This window comes from Anaerotignum propionicum, assembly GCF_024461735.1.
In the GTDB taxonomy this organism is placed as follows: domain Bacteria; phylum Bacillota; class Clostridia; order Lachnospirales; family Anaerotignaceae; genus Chakrabartyella.
Window position 1 is genome coordinate 83,575 of sequence record NZ_JANGAD010000005.1, and the last position, 16,182, is coordinate 99,756.

The window sequence follows — 16,182 nt, forward strand, 5'->3', positions numbered from 1 at the left end:
AGCAAAAGAAAATCTTGCTGTCCATCTTGTCAATGAGGTTTTTTAAATTGCAGATAATCGGGATAAAATTTCGTCTGCCACCGCCCAAAGCCTGTCATAGCTCTGCCGTAAGTCCTCGATGTCATTTCCATAGACATTGCCTGTTTCATGTACCTGTTTGGTGAGCTGATTTAAGCTGTTGCTTGTTCGCCGCAGGACGGAAACCAGTTCCCTCACATCGGCTAAATCAAGCTGTATCATGTACCCATCAACCGCCATTTTGCGGAGATAGGCTCCTAAGTTTTTTGTGCCGAGCCGTTCCATTTTTTCGGCAATTAAGCCATGCTCATGTTCCGTCACCATAAAATGCAGTTGTATTTTTCTCTGGCGGTGTGCCATTATCGTTCCTCCCTTCCTTTTTCGTGTTTCACCTTTGACACTCTGGCAGCTGTGGGCGGCATTTTAAGGCTTTCCAGTACCGATGGGCGGCTGCTCTTAGAAACCCTGTCCATTGGCGGCTGTGGCTGTGCTGCACCCATATCCATGTTCAGCTCCGCATCCAGAGTAGCAAGGCGGGAAACCTTGTCTTTCAGCTCCTGTTCCTGTGGGAACGGCTTGCCAAGCTCTGCCTTTGCCGCCGCCTGCTGCTTATAGAGATTATCAAGCTGATCCGTCACGGCTTTCAACCGTTCCGGCATAGCTGCAAGAGAGTTGTCGATACGAGTGAGGTTACCCCTCGCATCCATACCCAGTTTAGCAGTATGGCTCATTGCTCCCTTTAAGGTTAGCTGATGACCGTCCATCATGCCGCCATAGGATAACAGCATGGTAAACCCTCGGTAATTGCCGATTTCCACAGGGTCGCTGCTTTTAATCTCTTTGCAAGCCTCTAAGAGTGCTGCCCCTGCATTGTCCTTATCGGTAAGAGTATCGCCCTTAATGACCATTGGCAGGAACACGCCCTCGGCGGCGGGATACTCGTCAAGCACTTTCAAATCCTGCTCAAATCCTCTGATAAAGCCTTTGTTCCTTTCTATGTTTTCGGGGAAGTATTTGAGCAAGTTATCCTCCAGACGGTACTGGCTGCTCTGGTGGTTAGCTTTAAGGAGCTTGAGCCTTGAAAAATCAATGTCCAAATCCATTTTTTCCTTGATTTTTGGGTTGCCTGCACAGAGAGCCTTGATTTCCGCATAGGAGAGTGCCGCCTCGTCCACATCCTCACAGGAACGGACAGGGCTTTTCGAAGTCATTATCTGGCTGATGAATTTTTGTTTGTTTTCTACGGTCTGCCAGAGGTAAGCATCAAAGGTTGCCTCGGTGACATAGCGATAAATGTTCACTTCCTCGTTGAGATTTCCTTGTCGTTCAATTCTGCCGGAGCGCTGGGTTAAATCCCCCGGACGCCACGGGCAATCCAAATCGTGCAATGCCACAAGGCGGTCTTGAATATTTGTGCCTGCTCCACATTTTGCGGTACTGCCAATCAGCACCCGAACATCGCCGCACCGTACCTTTGCGAACAGCTCTTTTTTCTTCACCTCGGTATTTGCCTCGTGAATAAAAGCTACTTGATGAGCGGGGATACCTTTTTCTACGAGCTTGCCCCGAATATCGTCATATACATTAAAAATAGCGGTAGGGGTCAGCACTTCATCGGGCAGACTATCCTCCAGAGCCGCAAGCTCCACACCGTTGACGGTCTGTGCGCCTGCCTTTGCCGCCTTTAGCTCCTGTGCGGTGGTTTTGCCTTTTGGAGTGGAAATATCGCAGAACACAAGTTGTGTCAGCTTTTCCGTAGCACCCTCATTCCAAATGCGGTAGAGATTGTTCACACAGGCATTGACCTTGCTGCCCTCATCATCGGGCAGGAGTGGGTTAATAATGCGTTGGTCAAGTCCAAGCTTTCGCCCATCGGAGGTAATTTTCAGCATATTGTCAAAGGAGGGGTCAACTTTGTTTGCATGGACTTTGGCGGCTCGCTCGGAAAGCTCACGTACCATATCCGATTGAATTTCAGTCGGTTTTACCGCCACGGTTTCATAGATAACATTAGGGGTGGGCAAATCAAGCTCATCTGCCACCTTAATATCCGCAACCTCTTTGAACATGGACATCAGCTCCGGCAGATTAAAGAACTTAGAAAATCTCGTCCTTGCACGGTAGCCTGTTCCTTCAGGAGCAAGCTCAATGGCAGTTACGGTTTCCCCAAAGGTACTCGCCCAACAGTCAAAGTGGGAAAGTCCATTCTTTTGGAGGGTAGAGTATTGCAGATACCGCTGCATGGTATAAAGCTCGGTCATGGAGTTTGATACGGGTGTGCCGGTGGCGAATACAATGCCTTTTCCGCCTGTCAGCTCGTCCATGTAGCGGCATTTCATAAACATATCGCTGGACTTTTGGGCATCGGTAGTGGATAGTCCTGCTACATTTCGCATTTTGGTGTAAAGAAACAGGTTTTTATAGTTGTGTGCCTCGTCTACATAAAGCCTATCAACACCAAGCTGCTCAAAGGTCACTACATCGTCTTTTCGTTCCTGTGCCTCTAATTTACTGAGCCTTTCTTCCAATCCTTTTTTGGTACGCTCAAGCTGCTTGACGGTAAAACGCTCGCCGCCGCTTGCCTTGACTTCCTCGATACCGTCCAAGATTTCATTAATTTGTTCACGGAGTAGACGTTCCTGCCGTTCCAAAGACATAGGGATACGCTCAAACTGGCTATGACCGATGATGACCGCATCATAATCGCCTGTGGCAATTCTGGCACAGAACTTTTTACGGTTGCTCTTTTCAAAATCTTTCTTTGTGGCCACCAAGATGTTGGCGGCAGGATAAAGTCTTAGGAACTCGCTTGCCCATTGCTCGGTGAGGTGGTTTGGTACGGCAAATAGTGGTTTTTGGCAAAGTCCAAGCCGCTTGCTTTCCATAGCGGCGGCAACCATTTCAAAGGTTTTGCCTGCACCGACTTCGTGGGCAAGCAGGGTGTTGTTGCCATAGAGGATATGAGCAATGGCATTGACTTGATGGGGGCGCAGGGAGATTTCGGGATTGATGCCGCTGAAATTGATGTGCTGGCCGTCATACTCACGGGGGCGAATAGAGTTGAATTTCTCGTTATATTTTTTTACAAGGGTTTGCCGCCTGTCGGCATCATTCCATATCCAATCTCGAAACGCATCTTTGATGGTCTGCTGTTTTTGCTGTGCCAGAGTGGTAGCATCTTTATTCAGTACCCGTCGTTCTTTTCCATCGGGGTCAACCACAGTGTCATAGATCCGCACATCACGGAGGTTTAGGGTATCCTCTAAAATCTTATATGCGTTGGATCGGTCTGTTCCGTAGGTCACATAAGCCGCCACATTGTTGTAGCCAACGGCACTTTTGCCTGTAATATTCCACTCGGCGGTAAAGGGAGCGTATTTTACTTCAATCTGGTCTTGATTTCGCCACGGGGTATCAAACAGCTCATACATGAACTGCTGCACATATTCTTTGTCAATCCAAGTCGCACCCAGACGGACATCAATTTCCGCAGCCTCAAGGTCTTTTGGCTGTGCCGCCTCCAAAGCTGATACATTGGGGGAATATATATCGGATACCCTTGCCGCCATTTTAGCGGTGCAGAGCTTTTGCCTTACATCGCCGGAGAGGTATTCATCGGCGGTGACATAGTGGGGATTGTCCTCGTTTTCAAGGTCGGGCAGACGGAAAATAACACCTCTAAGGTCAGTGGCTATCTGTTCAAAGGATAATCCTGTGAGCTGTTCCATATAGTCAACGTCCACCTTTGCCTTTTCTGCGATGGAAAGAGCCAGAGCCTCGCTTGCAGTGTCCACAGAGGTAACGGATACACGCTTTTTAATGGTGCGTTTCGTGAACATATCAGCTTTGGCTTTCAGATTACCGCTTTCGTCAATGTCCTCCAGAGAGCAAAGGAGATAGTAGGAATTGTCCTCGGCAAAAGCAAGGCTGTTGCCACGGCTGTTAATCAGTCCGTATTTTGCGGTAAAGTTGTCATAAAGACGGTTTAGCTTTGCCTGCTCCTGTGAGATGGTTTCATCTGAATAGTCTTCAAGCTGATAGCGGATAAGGTCATTCACACACTCTCTAAGACTTACAAGTCCTGCCACTCGTTCCTTTGCGGTCTGGTTAAGCTCTGGCCGCACCATGCGGCTGTTTTCACGGTAATACACTTCGCCGTCCACAAGGGTGTAAGAGAAGTTTTTTACTGTTGGATCGGCAGGGATAGAGCTATCAGAGCCAAGCTCCATATCGGACACCTCTGCATCGGGGATACTGCCCTCGATGTTGGAGGCGGCTCTCTGAAGCTGTTCTGCAAGGTCGGTATCCGGTAGAGGGGTACAAGTGCTTTCCATACCAAACTGACCGCTTTTCAGCTCCATCGTGCCTAAAATCATTTCGGGGTGTTCTGCAAAATAGCTGTTTAAGGTAATGTCATTTTCATCTTTGGCAAGGTGTATCCAATCCCTATCCACATCAATCGGTCTATCCCTTTTTTGTAAAAACAGGATATCGCTTGTGACCTCTGTGCCTGCATTTTTGAGAAAGGAATTGTTCGGCAGTCTGATTGCCCCTAACAGCTCAGCTCTTTGTGCAAGGTAGCGGCGTACTTCGGGGGATTGCTTATCCATCGTTCCCTTTGAAGTGACAAAAGCAACCACACCGCCGGGGCGAACTTTATCCAGAGCTTTTGCAAAGAAATGGTCATGGATAAGGAAGTTTTGATTATGATATCGCTTTTCAACCAGCTTATAGTTGCCAAAGGGTACATTACCGATAGCAAGGTCGAAAAAGCTGTCGGGCAGCTCGGTTTTCTCAAAGCCTGTGACAGCAATGCTGGCTGAGGGATAGAGTTGTTTTGCAATCCTGCCTGTGATGCTGTCCAGCTCCACACCATAGAGGTGAGAGCCTTGCATACTGTCCGGCAGCATACCAAAAAAGTTGCCTGTGCCACAGGCAGGTTCTAAGATGTTGCCTGTGGAAAATCCCATCCGTTCCACGGTATCGTAAATTGCTTTGATGACCGTAGGACTGGTGTAGTGGGCATTGAGGGTGGAGGCTCGTGCCATTACGTACTCGTCCTCGGACAAGAGAGCTTTGAGCTGCATATATTCGCCGCTAAAACTGCTGTTTGCTTTGTCAAAGACTTCGGGCAAGCCGCCCCAACCGACATAGGCTGATAGGATTTCCTGCTCTGCTTTGGTGGCAGGGCGGTTTTCTCGCTCAATGGTCTGAAAGGTGGTAATGGCGGTAATGTTTCGGACAATTTTCTCTCGTTTGCCGCCCTCGCCTAAGCGGGTATCAGTAATGCGGAAGTTTTCTGCTTTTTCCTGTGTTTTCTCCGGCTGCGGATACCGTTCCAAAAGCCTTGTAAAGCTCTCGTGACTTTCAGCACGCAGGATAGGATAGAACAATGACGGATCACGCAGGGTGACTTGGTGGGCAGAGATTTCTTCAATTAAAAAAGGCGTACCGCTTTCAAGAAAAACAGTATCGCCTATGTTATATGGAATTGTGGGTGTTTCTGACTGTTCCGTTTGCATCGGCTCTGGTGTAACACCGTTTAAGCGGTCTGCAACCGCCTGTGCCTCATCCTCGGTCATGTAGGTCTGGTAAATGTCCTCAACATCATATTATCTGCCATCTTGCATATCGGGAACGGTGTTATCCCTTATGATGAAAGGTTCATCATAGGCATCGGAGGTAAGCTCAACCGTATAACGAGGGGGGTTGTCCTCTAAACCATAGCCTGCGGTATCTTGCTCAGGCCCGGTATAAAAAGCACCTTCCGCTACGAGCTGCCCAATGCCCCGCTGTACCTTTGCCCACGACATTTCTAAGGCATTTTCCCCCTTGTTGATAGAGAACATAGGGAGGTTGCCGCCGTATTCACCTTTTAACCATTCCGCTGTGCCACGCTCACGGCTATGGAGCTGCATATAGGAAAGTACCTTTGCTTTGCTGCCCCCATCGCCATTCCATGCTTGTAGTGCGCTATCAGTGTCCTCGGCAGTAATTGCAGCCATTGGCTCTGCCTCTGGAGCTGTTGCTGAAACTGGCTATGTTCTTGGATAATCCGTTCGCGTCTGCATCCTCAATTGAGCTTTGGGAACCTGTAAGGCGATTCCTCGATAAAAGCAATGCTCAATTACTTTGTGTTGCGCATAACGTGCCAAGTTCAGCACAGATATTATTTGATAAACACATGATTATTGAACAGACAAAAAATGCTAAAGGTCAGTTCATCAATACTATTCGGAATGAGAAAACGGAATCAAAGGAAATCATTCAAATGAGGCTATTCGATCATTTAGAGATTGATTAGTAATCGCATATTGAAAATGCAAACTTAAGTACACACGGTATTAAGTCATGCAAAATGAATTACTCTCGTCTTTGAAGGAGGGATAGAAGTGTTTTCACCACTAACGCAAGAGAAAATCGGGTATTACGTATATTGCTTGAATTATCCTGATACAGGAGAGACCTTTTATATTGGAAAAGGCAAAGGGAATAGGGTATTTAGTCATGCCAACGGAAATTTGGAAAGTGATTCAAATATTGAGAAAATTGAAGTGATCAATAGTATAAAAAGTAGAGGTCAAAAGGTTGAACACTGGATTATTAGATACGGAATGACTGAGAAAGAGGCTTTTGAAGTTGAAGCAGCTTTGATTGATTTTATAGGTCTTGATAATTTATCAAATAGTGTAAAAGGGCATTCCGTTGAAAGAGGTAAAATTTCTTGTGAAGAATTGGATATTCTTTTAGGAGCTAAAAAAATTGAGATCCAAGATAATATTATGATAATAAAAATAAATGCCAAATATAGAAGTGATATGAATGAACAAGAAATATATGAGGCGACGAATAAATGGTGGAAAGCAAATCAAGGAAACGCAGAAAAAGTAGACTATGTCTTAAGTCTTCATAACGGGATTGTGAGAGGCGTTTTTAAACCTACATTATGGTTTAAGGCGAATGACTCCAACAGAATTGGATTCGAAGGAGTACCAGCAAATGATTTAATCAAGGAAAGGTATTTGCATCGCTCGATTGAAGAATTTATTGTAAAAGGAAATGCGAATCCGATTCAATACTTTTTTGTGAATAATTCGAAAGAAAATTTCAATATACAAGAATCTGACGACATAAATGATGACGAAGAAACAAAGATTGAAGAAAAAGCAATTTTGATAAGATAAATGCAACTTATCGTGATGGAATGAGTAGAAATGAAATCTATACTGCGACTAGAGGTAATTGGAAACTATCATTGATAAAAGCACAAAATGCAGAATATGTATTTAGCATAGTAAATGGGACAATCATGGAGGTATTTAAGCCTTTAAGCTGGAACAAATGTACTGATTCAGAAAGGATATTCTTTGATGGAATATTAGCTCCAGAGGCTATAAGAGAAAAGTATCTCGATAAATCCGTTAAACATCTCTATTCAAGGGGCGAAGCAAATCCATGTAAGTATTTGAACTTATGAGGATAGAGATTATGTATGTGGAGGGGCATAGCCATGAAAAATGAAGTTCTTGACGGGATAATAGGCCTGTGTGTTGCTGATGCACTTGGTGTACCTGTTGAATTTAATAGCCGTGAAAGATTGAAAGCAAACCCCGTGACAGACATGAGGGCATATGGGACGCACAACCAACCATCTGGAACATGGTCGGATGATACCAGCATGGCTTTATGTCTGCTTGATAGCTTATCAGATGGACTTGACTACAAAGATGTAATGGACAACTTTAAGTCCTGGCTCACGGAAGGGAAATATACACCTCATGGAGAGGTCTTTGATGTAGGAATTGCCACTAGACAAGCTATTTCGAGATATATGACAGGAGTAGAGCCTTTGCTATGTGGTGGTGTAGGTGAACGTGATAATGGAAATGGATCTCTTATGAGAATTCTGCCGCTGTTGTTTTACATTCAATCTTTGCATGGCACAGACTTTCAGGAGATGGATGAAGCATTTAATATGATCCACAATGTTTCTGCTTTAACCCATGCTCATAAGCGAAGCCAAATAGTATGTGGTATTTATCTTTCGGTAGCTTCAATGCTTATTGGGAACATGGATCTTTGCATTGCAGTAGAGTTGGGAATTTACAAAGCTGTTCAGTACTACAAGGGAAAACCTGAGTATGAAACAGAAATTAGTTATTATCATCGGCTGTCTGAAAAGAACTTTAGAGAAATCAATGAGACAGAGATAAGAAGCAGTGGTTATGTGGTGGATACTCTGGAAGCTGCAATCTGGTGCTTGGTTAATTCAAAAACATATAAAGACTGTGTTCTTATTGCGGTAAATCTTGGAGATGATACGGATACGGTTGCAGCCATTGCAGGAGGATTGGCAGGATTATACTACGGGAGTGAGAATATCCCGGTTGAATGGACTTCAAAAATCGTGCGTAAAGATTACATTGAAGATCTTTCAGAACGGCTTCATCGCTCTTTGACAAAACGAAGCATTGATAAGCTGCTGGCATTCATCCCTTACTTTGAAAACCTAAATGAGAAAAATTCTTGTTCCTGGGGTGGTGGAGAAAAGCTTGGAGAGAATCACTTTTCCATGCCATATCCGATATATGAACAAACGTTGGAGGATTTTATCCAAGCAGTATATTCATCAAATCTAATTTGCTACAACTACCTTGAGGTCATTGAAAAGAATGGTCTACATGGTACGGAAGAAATGAATACGGCAATAGAACAATCTGATTTTGAGTTGACGCTGGCGATTTTAACTGGATATATTCGGCAAGAACGATTTTGTGATGGACTTTGGGAGTCGGCAATTGAGGATAAGACGTTTTTGAAAATATTGAGAAGACTCGAGCAGCTGATGTTGGTTGGCAATTAGGAACAGCATAAACAGAAATGATTAATTGGCCATTACTTTGATTCCAGTGCCAATTGTACATTCAAGCTGTTAACTACAATACTTTACAGCGTGAATGTACAATTTGAATGGAGGCGCTTCAGCATGGATAATACAATGAAATATGCAATGAAGCTGGCATTTTTGAATCAGCTATATAGCAGGAAAATGCTGACAGATAGAGAATATGCAATAATCAAAAATGATCTTATGATTCGGCACAAAATACCCAGTGCTAATTTATTTAGCAAGAAGTGATTGAGAGATGCACTGTCCGTTTTATTGTACTCGTTGTTTGTTACAATATTTATAAGCAAGAGTATGATTTGCATGGAAGGATAGTGAGTTATGGAAGATAACATCAGAAAAAGATACGAAGAATTGAAAATGCTAGTAGTGAAGAGAAAATCACAGTTTGATAGGCTCATTGATTTTATGGAAAGCGAAACAGCATGGCTAACAGCTCCAGCAAGTACAAAATATCATTTGTGTAAAGAAAGTGGCCTATTAGAGCATTGTGTCAATGTTGCGGAATCAATGCTAAAAATTCGCAAAGCACTGGCGCCGGATATCAGTGAGGAAAGCTGCGTCATTGTTTCGCTGATCCACGATTTGGGGAAAGTGGGGATGCCGGGTAATCCTCAATATCTTATAAATGAACCAACGGATAAACAGAAGATGAGTAGTTATAAACCGGAACCACCATATCGATTCAATAAAAATCTGATCTATTTGAGTGTTCCAGTTAGAAGTCTTTATCTGGCTGCGAGACATATAGATCTTACGGAACAAGAGGTGCAGGCCATTGTTTATCATGATGGCCAGTACGTAGAGGACAACCGATCAGTTGCAACACACGAAGAACCATTAACATTGCTATTGCAATATGCAGATAGCTGGAGTGGGTTTGTATTGGAGGGTGAACATGCATAAAACATTTATTAGCTATCATCATGATAATGAGCAGGAATACAAGGAAGATATTATTAAGGAGTTTGGAGAAGATAATTTCATTGATAAATCTGTTGGTGATGGTGAAATTGATAGGGATCTGGATGAAAGTAGGATAATGGAAATCATAAGAACTGATTACTTACAAGATTCTACCGTAACATTGGTACTGGTAGGTTCAGAAACAGCAAAAAGACCATTTGTTAACTCGGAAATCCAAGCATCCCTTCGGGACACGAAGAACAACAAACACAACGGGTTGTTAGCAGTGGTAATTGATGAGATTTATGATTTAATCTATACGACAATAAAATGCTCATGTGGATGTGAGGCGAGGACCAAATCACCTTTTTACGATATATATATTTACCGGATTTAGTCAAAAAGAACAATCAGAAAAGCACAAGTTTATGCCATTACAATGATAGTGAGGTGTACTGTGCAGTTATCAAATATTCCGACTTTATTGTCGACCCAGAAAAGTACATAAATAGTGCTTTTGACAAGCGAGACGATAGCAAAATTGAGGTATTTAAAACACTAGATAAAGAAACTCCTAAAATAAGTAAATAGACCAGTGGCTAATAAAGAAATGAAAAGTAAAGTAAAGGAGATACCTATAATGGATTTTTTTCAAGCCCTATCAGTTTACTTTGTATGGCATCCACTAGATGAAGAGAATGTAAGACCTCTTATTGAGCATTGTTACCAACTTCTGTCAAAGAATGTTGAGAAACCATTCTCAAGGTCTATGAATCTCCCGGTCTTTTTCCGTACTTCATGTACTTGTGATGTACCAGAACAAATAATTACTAAATCAGAAAAAACAATAGCGTTTCTCTTTGTAAGTAAAGAGGTTGTGGTTGATGAGAAATGGATTGAATATCTAAAATCAATTTCAGCGAATGCTAGTAATCGGCTTATCGTCTGTAATATGCAGGAGATATTTGTCAATAACTTCATCTATTTTATAGTCATTATCCCACTGCGCATTCGCAGCAATCAAAACAATTCCTCTTGTCCTGATATAAGAATTCACATTTTCAAGCATATCTGCAAACACATCAAAATAGGATAACCTGGCTGATTTTTATAGCCAGGTTTGTTTTTGTAGATATTAAATTGACGGCCTTTATATAGGGATTCACTGTACGATACTCGGGATGTGATGGTTTTAAGGTGTTAGCTCATTTGATTGGGTGACGAATCGCTGTTTTCATTTTAGAAATGTCTGCTTTACGAGGGTCACTTAAATATATTTCGTGATGTAACCTTTCAGATGTTATATCAATCGAATAGCCGTTTTCAATGGCAAACTTCTCCATTTTTGATACTGTTGCAGGTTCTTCATCATAAGATCCGATATGCATACATTGAACACATAACCCCTCATCGTAAGAAAAGAATTCTACCTTAGAAAAATCATCTTTTTTCTTATTAGTAGCAGTTGATACTGCCCACTCAAAATCTTTTTCAGTTACAAAATCAGGTAATCGAATAACCGAAATCCAGTTAAATGAGTCTTTATTGGCATAATTCACACCTTCTATACCATCTTGCCACCAAAACCCTTCAAGAGGAGGCACAACATACTCAAAGAATCCGTCAATTTTGTAATCGCCTTTATAACTCATTTTTATCGTATAAGCAATACCATATAAAAGTCCAACTGCAACTTGATATTCTCCATCTTTAACATTAGGATTTCCTTTACCACGTACTGCAATAAAGGTCATCTTAGGAATGTTGATTATGGAAGGCTTGTTTTTGGGCATATAAAATTCCTTGTATTCCTTTTTAAAATCAAAAGCCATTTTATTATCCTTTCTTTTTACTTGGTTAAAAGTATTATATCTGACAATGCCATTGTATCAAATTAAAATTGACAACAGTATGTCATATTATACAAATTATTCACCGAGCGTTCAAATTCCGCACTACCACGTAGAAAGTATTTTGTTGGGTAGTATACATAGAAAAGTCTACCATACTAAAGTAAGAGCTTCAACTATCAAATTATGAACAATAGAAGGGATAAGCACTATAAAAACAAGAATTTGTTTACCGTTCTTTCGCAAGGATACTCTGGACTATACTCGGATTATGATGTAAAGAAGAAAGAGGATAACCTCGTCGTAAAAAAATCATATGCTCCTCTATGAGATAAAGTGAAATAAAACGCTGAATCTTATGAAGGGAGCATATTAGAAAATTAAGAAGTTGTTGTCATTTTTTAAATGATTAAAATCAGCTTTAGCCGTTACTAAAGTGGATTACATTCCTTATCACTCCCATAGAAAAAACTTAATTGCGATTATTGAGCAAATAATTGTGATAACAATCATGATGATTATTGGTAGTATAGCATTAGCAACAGGCAATCCAAGTGTAGCGGATTTTAATATCTTTATGCCTTGTGTAAGCGGTAGAATATCAACAATTTTTTGCATCGCAGATGGCATTACTTCATAGGGTAAAGTTGCACCGGAAAAAATCAGCATAGGAAAATACAGTAAACTTGCAACAATTCCCGCTACTTTAGAGTTCTTTGAAATGCCACCCACCACCATACCGATAGAAAACATTGAAATCATAACTAAAAGCCAACCGAGAATAAACTGATAAATACTTCCTTGCATACGAAAATTAAAAAATGCAGTTGCGACAGTAAACAGTGTGATTAATGATACTAACGAATATAGTGCATAGATTGTAACCTGAACAAGTAAGATAATCGTAGGCTTCACAGGTGTTACCTTAAATCTTTTCAAAATATGCTTGCTTCGATAGTCTGAAATAACTAATGGCAGTCCCATAACTCCACCGGCACAGATAGCAATAGTAGCTATTGCTCCAAATGATTGCTCTAAAAATGTATAATCAGCATCAATAAAAGCTGGATTAGTTCCATAAATAATTCCAAGCACAACAAGTGCAACAATTGGCATACAAATAGCAAAAATAAACATATCCATTCCACGAAGGGATAGTTTGATTTCTGTTTTAAGCATTGTACTAAATGTTTTCATTTTCTGATACCTCCTCATCTGTGTACCAAAGATAAGCTTCCTCAAATTTATCATAAGGACTTACAGCGATGGCATCTTCAACTGTGCCATAAAACACTGAATTACCTTTTTTTAGGATACATATTTCGTCACAAAGTTTCTCAACCTCATCCATAAAATGAGAGGTTAAAAGAATAGTGAGTCCTTGACCCTTTAATTCTTTTAAAATTTGCCAAACATCTCTTCTTGCTCTTGCATCAAGTCCTGTTGTGAGCTCGTCAAGAAAAACCACCTCTGGATTTGGAATGAGTGCAAGAATGATAAATAACCGTTGCTTTTGACCACCTGATAGTTCTTTTACTAAGGTTTTGGATTTGTCGGCAATACCGAATTTTTTAAGTAGAGTACGATAATCGGTGGCATTCTTATAAAGAGATGATGTCACCTCACAAAGTTCTCCAACACGAATATTTTCTTGATAATTTGCCTCTTGAAACTGAACCCCGACCTTCTGAAACAATTCCTTCCGATTTGCTTTTGGATTTGATCCTAAAATTGAAACTGTTCCACTTTCCATAGGTTTTGTTCCAAGTATACATTCAATTGTCGTGCTTTTACCTGCTCCATTTGCTCCAAGTAATCCAAAAACAGTACCTTTTTTAACATTAAAGCTTAAGTTAGTTACTGCTTTTAGCTGTCCGTATGATTTTGATAGATTTTCTACCTTAATAATATCATGCATTTTCATATCCTCCTTTTCGTAATATAAAAAGAATAACACCAAACAAAAGTCTGGTGTTAAACTGGAGGGTTTGAATATTTATTTTTCATTTCGTAAAGCATTGATTTTATAGCAATTGCATTTTCTTTTGCACTGCCTAAAGATACAATTAGCCTATCGCAGGCGGATACAATCTCTACGTTAAAATCTGGAGTATTCAATACGGCGATAATATCTGCTTTTGAATTTCTTTCAAGTGCATTTATCATACGAAGAATTGCAGAAAGGGAATAGTTGGCACATTTTAGTGAACGGATAATTTTAAGTTTTCTAATATCATAATCAGTATAAACACGATACCCGTTTTCCTTTCGTTTTACTTTAAGCAGTCCATTCATTTCCCAATTTCGGAGAGTATCCATTGATATTCCAAGTATCTCAGATATTTCTTTTCGCTTTAAGGCATATCGGTTTTCTAGGTTAGCTCCTCTAAGCAGTTCTTTTACTATTTTTACCGCTTCATTGGCATTACAAATTTCAATCCCAACAGAATATATATATTGTTCTGTTAGTTTAATTGCTTTATCAAATTCGCATAATGCTGACAGCTTAACAATAGAAACTGCTTTTTTTCGTAGGCCATTTTGAAGTACCTCAATCTGAAAAGCTGTACGTGCCAGATTGAATTGTTCAAGATGCAATTCTGTAAATACACGATAGCCATTTTTTTTACGGATAGGTTTCGAGATAAAACCTATATCCTCGTACATTCTTACGGTATTCGGATGTATACCAATTATCTTTGCAACTTGATTTGTTGTATATGTGTTTTCTATAATATCACCAACTTTCAACAGGAAGAGGTATTTTTTATAATTTTATCATAGTAAAAAGCTTGCTTCAACCTTCTGAATATGAATAGATGATAAAACAAACGTGAAGTAAAATCCGTCACCGTCCTACTACTGTAAAATTTGCTATTATTCAAAATCCGCTTATTTACTTTTCTTATTTTTATTCCTATTTCCAATAATTTTATGAGTTGATATAATTCTTCAAATGTTCATCAAACAATTCTTTGTTTAATAATATTGGTGTTATGGGTTCGCCATAAAAATTTTCTGTTTCTCCAATAACTTTGCATCCAAATTTTATTAACATATTTTTAGTTACTTCTCTTGCTTCTATATATAACTCATCTGTATAGTGTCTAAATATCTCTTTTAATGAATGAATAGCCATTTTTTGACCAATACCTAAACCTCTCAGTCTTTTATCAATGGCAAATCTTCCCCATTTCCATTTATCTTTTTCCTTCCATGTTGCAACAACCCCAATAACATCTTCGCCTACCCTTGCACACCACCAGATTGGTTTTAAATTAGCGTTAATTTCAATTGATTCTGCTGGGATACCCTGCTCATTAGTAAATACTTCAGTTGCTAATTTTATTGAATTATTCATATAATTTTCTGAAATTTTTTCAATTAAAATTCTAGAATCATTCTTTCTAAGATTGTTTTTTAATGCAAGAATACGAAATACTCTCAATGCCCTAACAATATTGTCTATGTTCTCGCTATCTCCAAAATCTAAAATCTCATTCATAAATGTATTTGCTTTATAATCTCCATCATTAATAGTTGTCAAACCTAATGGTAAAAGGTAAATATCTTTCATTCTCTTATCATCTTCGGATTTTTTCAATTCTAAGTATTTTTTTTCTTCCAGATTACTAACTATTCTACTAAGTGAAGCCTTATCAATACCCAGGTTTATCAACAATTCATTAAAAGGAGTCTTTCCGTTTTGCTTTAGATAATTTAATATATGTGCTTGTGCAAGTGTCAAGCCTGAATTAAAGCAATTGTGATTTAATAAACCTAATTCCCTCACAATTAATCGTATCTCTTTTCTAATTATTTCCTCTTTATTCATACCGCGCCTCCGATATAATTGATATTATCAACTATATTATCTCGATCTTATTTTTTTGTCAAGGCGACTTTCAAAAATGGATGTGCACCGAGAAATTAGAATTGAAAAAAATCGCGGGCAGTGGCTATCAAGGCTGTGATAAAGCGAACAAAAAACTATTTGAAAATACTTTTCATCCAACCATCCGTGTAAGAGCAAAAAATAGGGTTAAAAATTGCACTTTTCAGCCCATTTTTTAATCATTTTCCCTCAAAATCGCTACATATTGTAGTGCATCCTAAGCCAAGTGAACGAGTTACCTAATAAAATGACAAAAAATATGTTGAAAATAAATAGTTCGAGGTACACAGTTTATACTGCAGAAGAGAAAAGGGGCTTGGGGTTGCTAATTTATGACGTTCCCAATGCAATAGAGGAATTGAATCAGCCGTGAAAACACCTTAAGCCTGAAAAGGTTGAGGCAATCTAAGATGTATTAGAACATTTTAGAATCATATAAAGAACCAATTTATTTAAAACAAAATATGTCTTTTGTATAGCTGTTCAATTATTGATTAAAGGGCTATTCTTATGCGTTGATGAAGTTAATTAAGTGACTTAATGTGCTAACCAAATATATTTTTGTAAACATTCTTGTTAGTTTGTAATCTTTTCTAATTGGAAGT

Annotated in this window: 14 protein-coding genes and 1 pseudogene; 7 read left to right on the forward strand and 8 right to left on the reverse strand. The window is 39.9% G+C overall.

Features of this window, described 5'->3' with window-relative positions; all coding sequences use genetic code 11:
• Positions 1 to 42: 42 nt before the first annotated feature.
• The 3 genes and pseudogenes from NE558_RS08205 to NE558_RS14760 form a co-directional block, all read right to left on the reverse strand.
• Complete coding sequence (locus NE558_RS08205; protein WP_256149535.1) at positions 43 to 378, reverse strand: plasmid mobilization protein; 336 nt, start codon at positions 376 to 378, stop codon at positions 43 to 45.
• A pseudogene (locus NE558_RS08210) lies at positions 378 to 5,330 on the reverse strand (SNF2-related protein); the annotation flags it as partial. The gene NE558_RS08205 and the pseudogene NE558_RS08210, both read right to left, overlap by 1 nt.
• 300 nt (positions 5,331 to 5,630) lie before the next feature.
• On the reverse strand, positions 5,631 to 6,023 hold the full coding sequence (locus tag NE558_RS14760) for a hypothetical protein (RefSeq protein ID WP_330643414.1): 393 nt from the start codon (positions 6,021 to 6,023) through the stop codon (positions 5,631 to 5,633).
• A 387-nt stretch (positions 6,024 to 6,410) separates the two neighbouring features.
• On the opposite strand from NE558_RS14760, the gene NE558_RS08215 reads away from it, so the two are divergent.
• The 7 genes from NE558_RS08215 (at position 6,411) to NE558_RS14600 (ending at position 10,928) form a co-directional block, all read left to right on the forward strand.
• Positions 6,411 to 7,202, forward strand: coding sequence for an LEM-3-like GIY-YIG domain-containing protein (locus tag NE558_RS08215; protein ID WP_256149536.1), 792 nt, complete (start codon positions 6,411 to 6,413; stop codon positions 7,200 to 7,202).
• A 20-nt stretch (positions 7,203 to 7,222) separates the two neighbouring features.
• Complete coding sequence (locus tag NE558_RS08220; protein ID WP_256149537.1) at positions 7,223 to 7,495, forward strand: hypothetical protein; 273 nt, start codon at positions 7,223 to 7,225, stop codon at positions 7,493 to 7,495.
• 33 nt (positions 7,496 to 7,528) lie between these two features.
• Positions 7,529 to 8,881, forward strand: a complete 1,353-nt coding sequence (locus NE558_RS08225) for an ADP-ribosylglycohydrolase family protein (RefSeq protein WP_256149538.1) — start codon at positions 7,529 to 7,531, stop codon at positions 8,879 to 8,881.
• A 123-nt stretch (positions 8,882 to 9,004) separates the two neighbouring features.
• A complete protein-coding gene (locus NE558_RS08230) occupies positions 9,005 to 9,157 on the forward strand; it encodes a conjugal transfer protein (RefSeq protein ID WP_256149539.1) in 153 nt (50 codons plus the stop codon).
• A 129-nt stretch (positions 9,158 to 9,286) separates the two neighbouring features.
• Positions 9,287 to 9,832, forward strand: coding sequence for a phosphohydrolase (locus NE558_RS08235; RefSeq protein ID WP_256149540.1), 546 nt, complete (start codon positions 9,287 to 9,289; stop codon positions 9,830 to 9,832).
• Positions 9,825 to 10,229 carry a TIR domain-containing protein gene (locus tag NE558_RS08240; RefSeq protein WP_256149541.1) on the forward strand — a complete coding sequence of 135 codons (405 nt, stop codon included), beginning with the start codon at positions 9,825 to 9,827 and terminating at the stop codon, positions 10,227 to 10,229. Before NE558_RS08235 ends, NE558_RS08240 begins: the two co-directional genes overlap by 8 nt.
• 243 nt (positions 10,230 to 10,472) lie before the next feature.
• Entirely contained in the window at positions 10,473 to 10,928 is a 456-nt protein-coding gene (locus NE558_RS14600) for a hypothetical protein (RefSeq protein WP_330643415.1), read from the forward strand.
• Between the two features lie 109 nt (positions 10,929 to 11,037).
• Here the strand turns inward: NE558_RS14600 and NE558_RS08250 are convergent, their stop codons facing one another.
• The 5 genes from NE558_RS08250 to NE558_RS08270 form a co-directional block, all read right to left on the reverse strand.
• Positions 11,038 to 11,664: a GyrI-like domain-containing protein gene (locus tag NE558_RS08250; protein ID WP_256149542.1), complete on the reverse strand. Its 627-nt coding sequence runs from the start codon at positions 11,662 to 11,664 to the stop codon at positions 11,038 to 11,040.
• A 471-nt stretch (positions 11,665 to 12,135) separates the two neighbouring features.
• Positions 12,136 to 12,879 (reverse strand): ABC transporter permease, encoded by a 744-nt coding sequence (locus NE558_RS08255; protein ID WP_256149543.1) that lies wholly within the window; start codon positions 12,877 to 12,879, stop codon positions 12,136 to 12,138.
• On the reverse strand, positions 12,866 to 13,600 hold the full coding sequence (locus NE558_RS08260; RefSeq protein ID WP_066085574.1) for an ABC transporter ATP-binding protein: 735 nt from the start codon (positions 13,598 to 13,600) through the stop codon (positions 12,866 to 12,868). The genes NE558_RS08255 and NE558_RS08260 overlap by 14 nt, the downstream gene beginning before the upstream one ends.
• A gap of 56 nt (positions 13,601 to 13,656) precedes the next feature.
• Positions 13,657 to 14,433, reverse strand: coding sequence for a MerR family transcriptional regulator (locus NE558_RS08265; protein WP_256149544.1), 777 nt, complete (start codon positions 14,431 to 14,433; stop codon positions 13,657 to 13,659).
• A 181-nt stretch (positions 14,434 to 14,614) separates the two neighbouring features.
• A complete protein-coding gene (locus NE558_RS08270; RefSeq protein WP_256149545.1) occupies positions 14,615 to 15,517 on the reverse strand; it encodes a GNAT family N-acetyltransferase in 903 nt (300 codons plus the stop codon).
• Between the last annotated feature and the right edge of the window lie 665 nt (positions 15,518 to 16,182).

Excerpts from the sequence above, each read along its gene's own strand:
- NE558_RS08205 (WP_256149535.1), bottom strand. The coding sequence starts at position 378 with ATGGCACACCGCCAGAGAAAAATACAACTGCATTTTATGGTGACGGAA.
- NE558_RS14760 (WP_330643414.1), bottom strand. The coding sequence starts at position 6,023 with ATGGCTGCAATTACTGCCGAGGACACTGATAGCGCACTACAAGCATGG.
- NE558_RS08220 (WP_256149537.1), top strand. The coding sequence starts at position 7,223 with ATGAGTAGAAATGAAATCTATACTGCGACTAGAGGTAATTGGAAACTA.
- NE558_RS08225 (WP_256149538.1), top strand. The coding sequence starts at position 7,529 with ATGAAAAATGAAGTTCTTGACGGGATAATAGGCCTGTGTGTTGCTGAT.
- NE558_RS08230 (WP_256149539.1), top strand. The coding sequence starts at position 9,005 with ATGGATAATACAATGAAATATGCAATGAAGCTGGCATTTTTGAATCAG.
- NE558_RS08235 (WP_256149540.1), top strand. The coding sequence starts at position 9,287 with ATGCTAGTAGTGAAGAGAAAATCACAGTTTGATAGGCTCATTGATTTT.
- NE558_RS08240 (WP_256149541.1), top strand. The coding sequence starts at position 9,825 with ATGCATAAAACATTTATTAGCTATCATCATGATAATGAGCAGGAATAC.
- NE558_RS14600 (WP_330643415.1), top strand. The coding sequence starts at position 10,473 with ATGGATTTTTTTCAAGCCCTATCAGTTTACTTTGTATGGCATCCACTA.
- NE558_RS08250 (WP_256149542.1), bottom strand. The coding sequence starts at position 11,664 with ATGGCTTTTGATTTTAAAAAGGAATACAAGGAATTTTATATGCCCAAA.
- NE558_RS08255 (WP_256149543.1), bottom strand. The coding sequence starts at position 12,879 with ATGAAAACATTTAGTACAATGCTTAAAACAGAAATCAAACTATCCCTT.
- NE558_RS08260 (WP_066085574.1), bottom strand. The coding sequence starts at position 13,600 with ATGCATGATATTATTAAGGTAGAAAATCTATCAAAATCATACGGACAG.
- NE558_RS08270 (WP_256149545.1), bottom strand. The coding sequence starts at position 15,517 with ATGAATAAAGAGGAAATAATTAGAAAAGAGATACGATTAATTGTGAGG.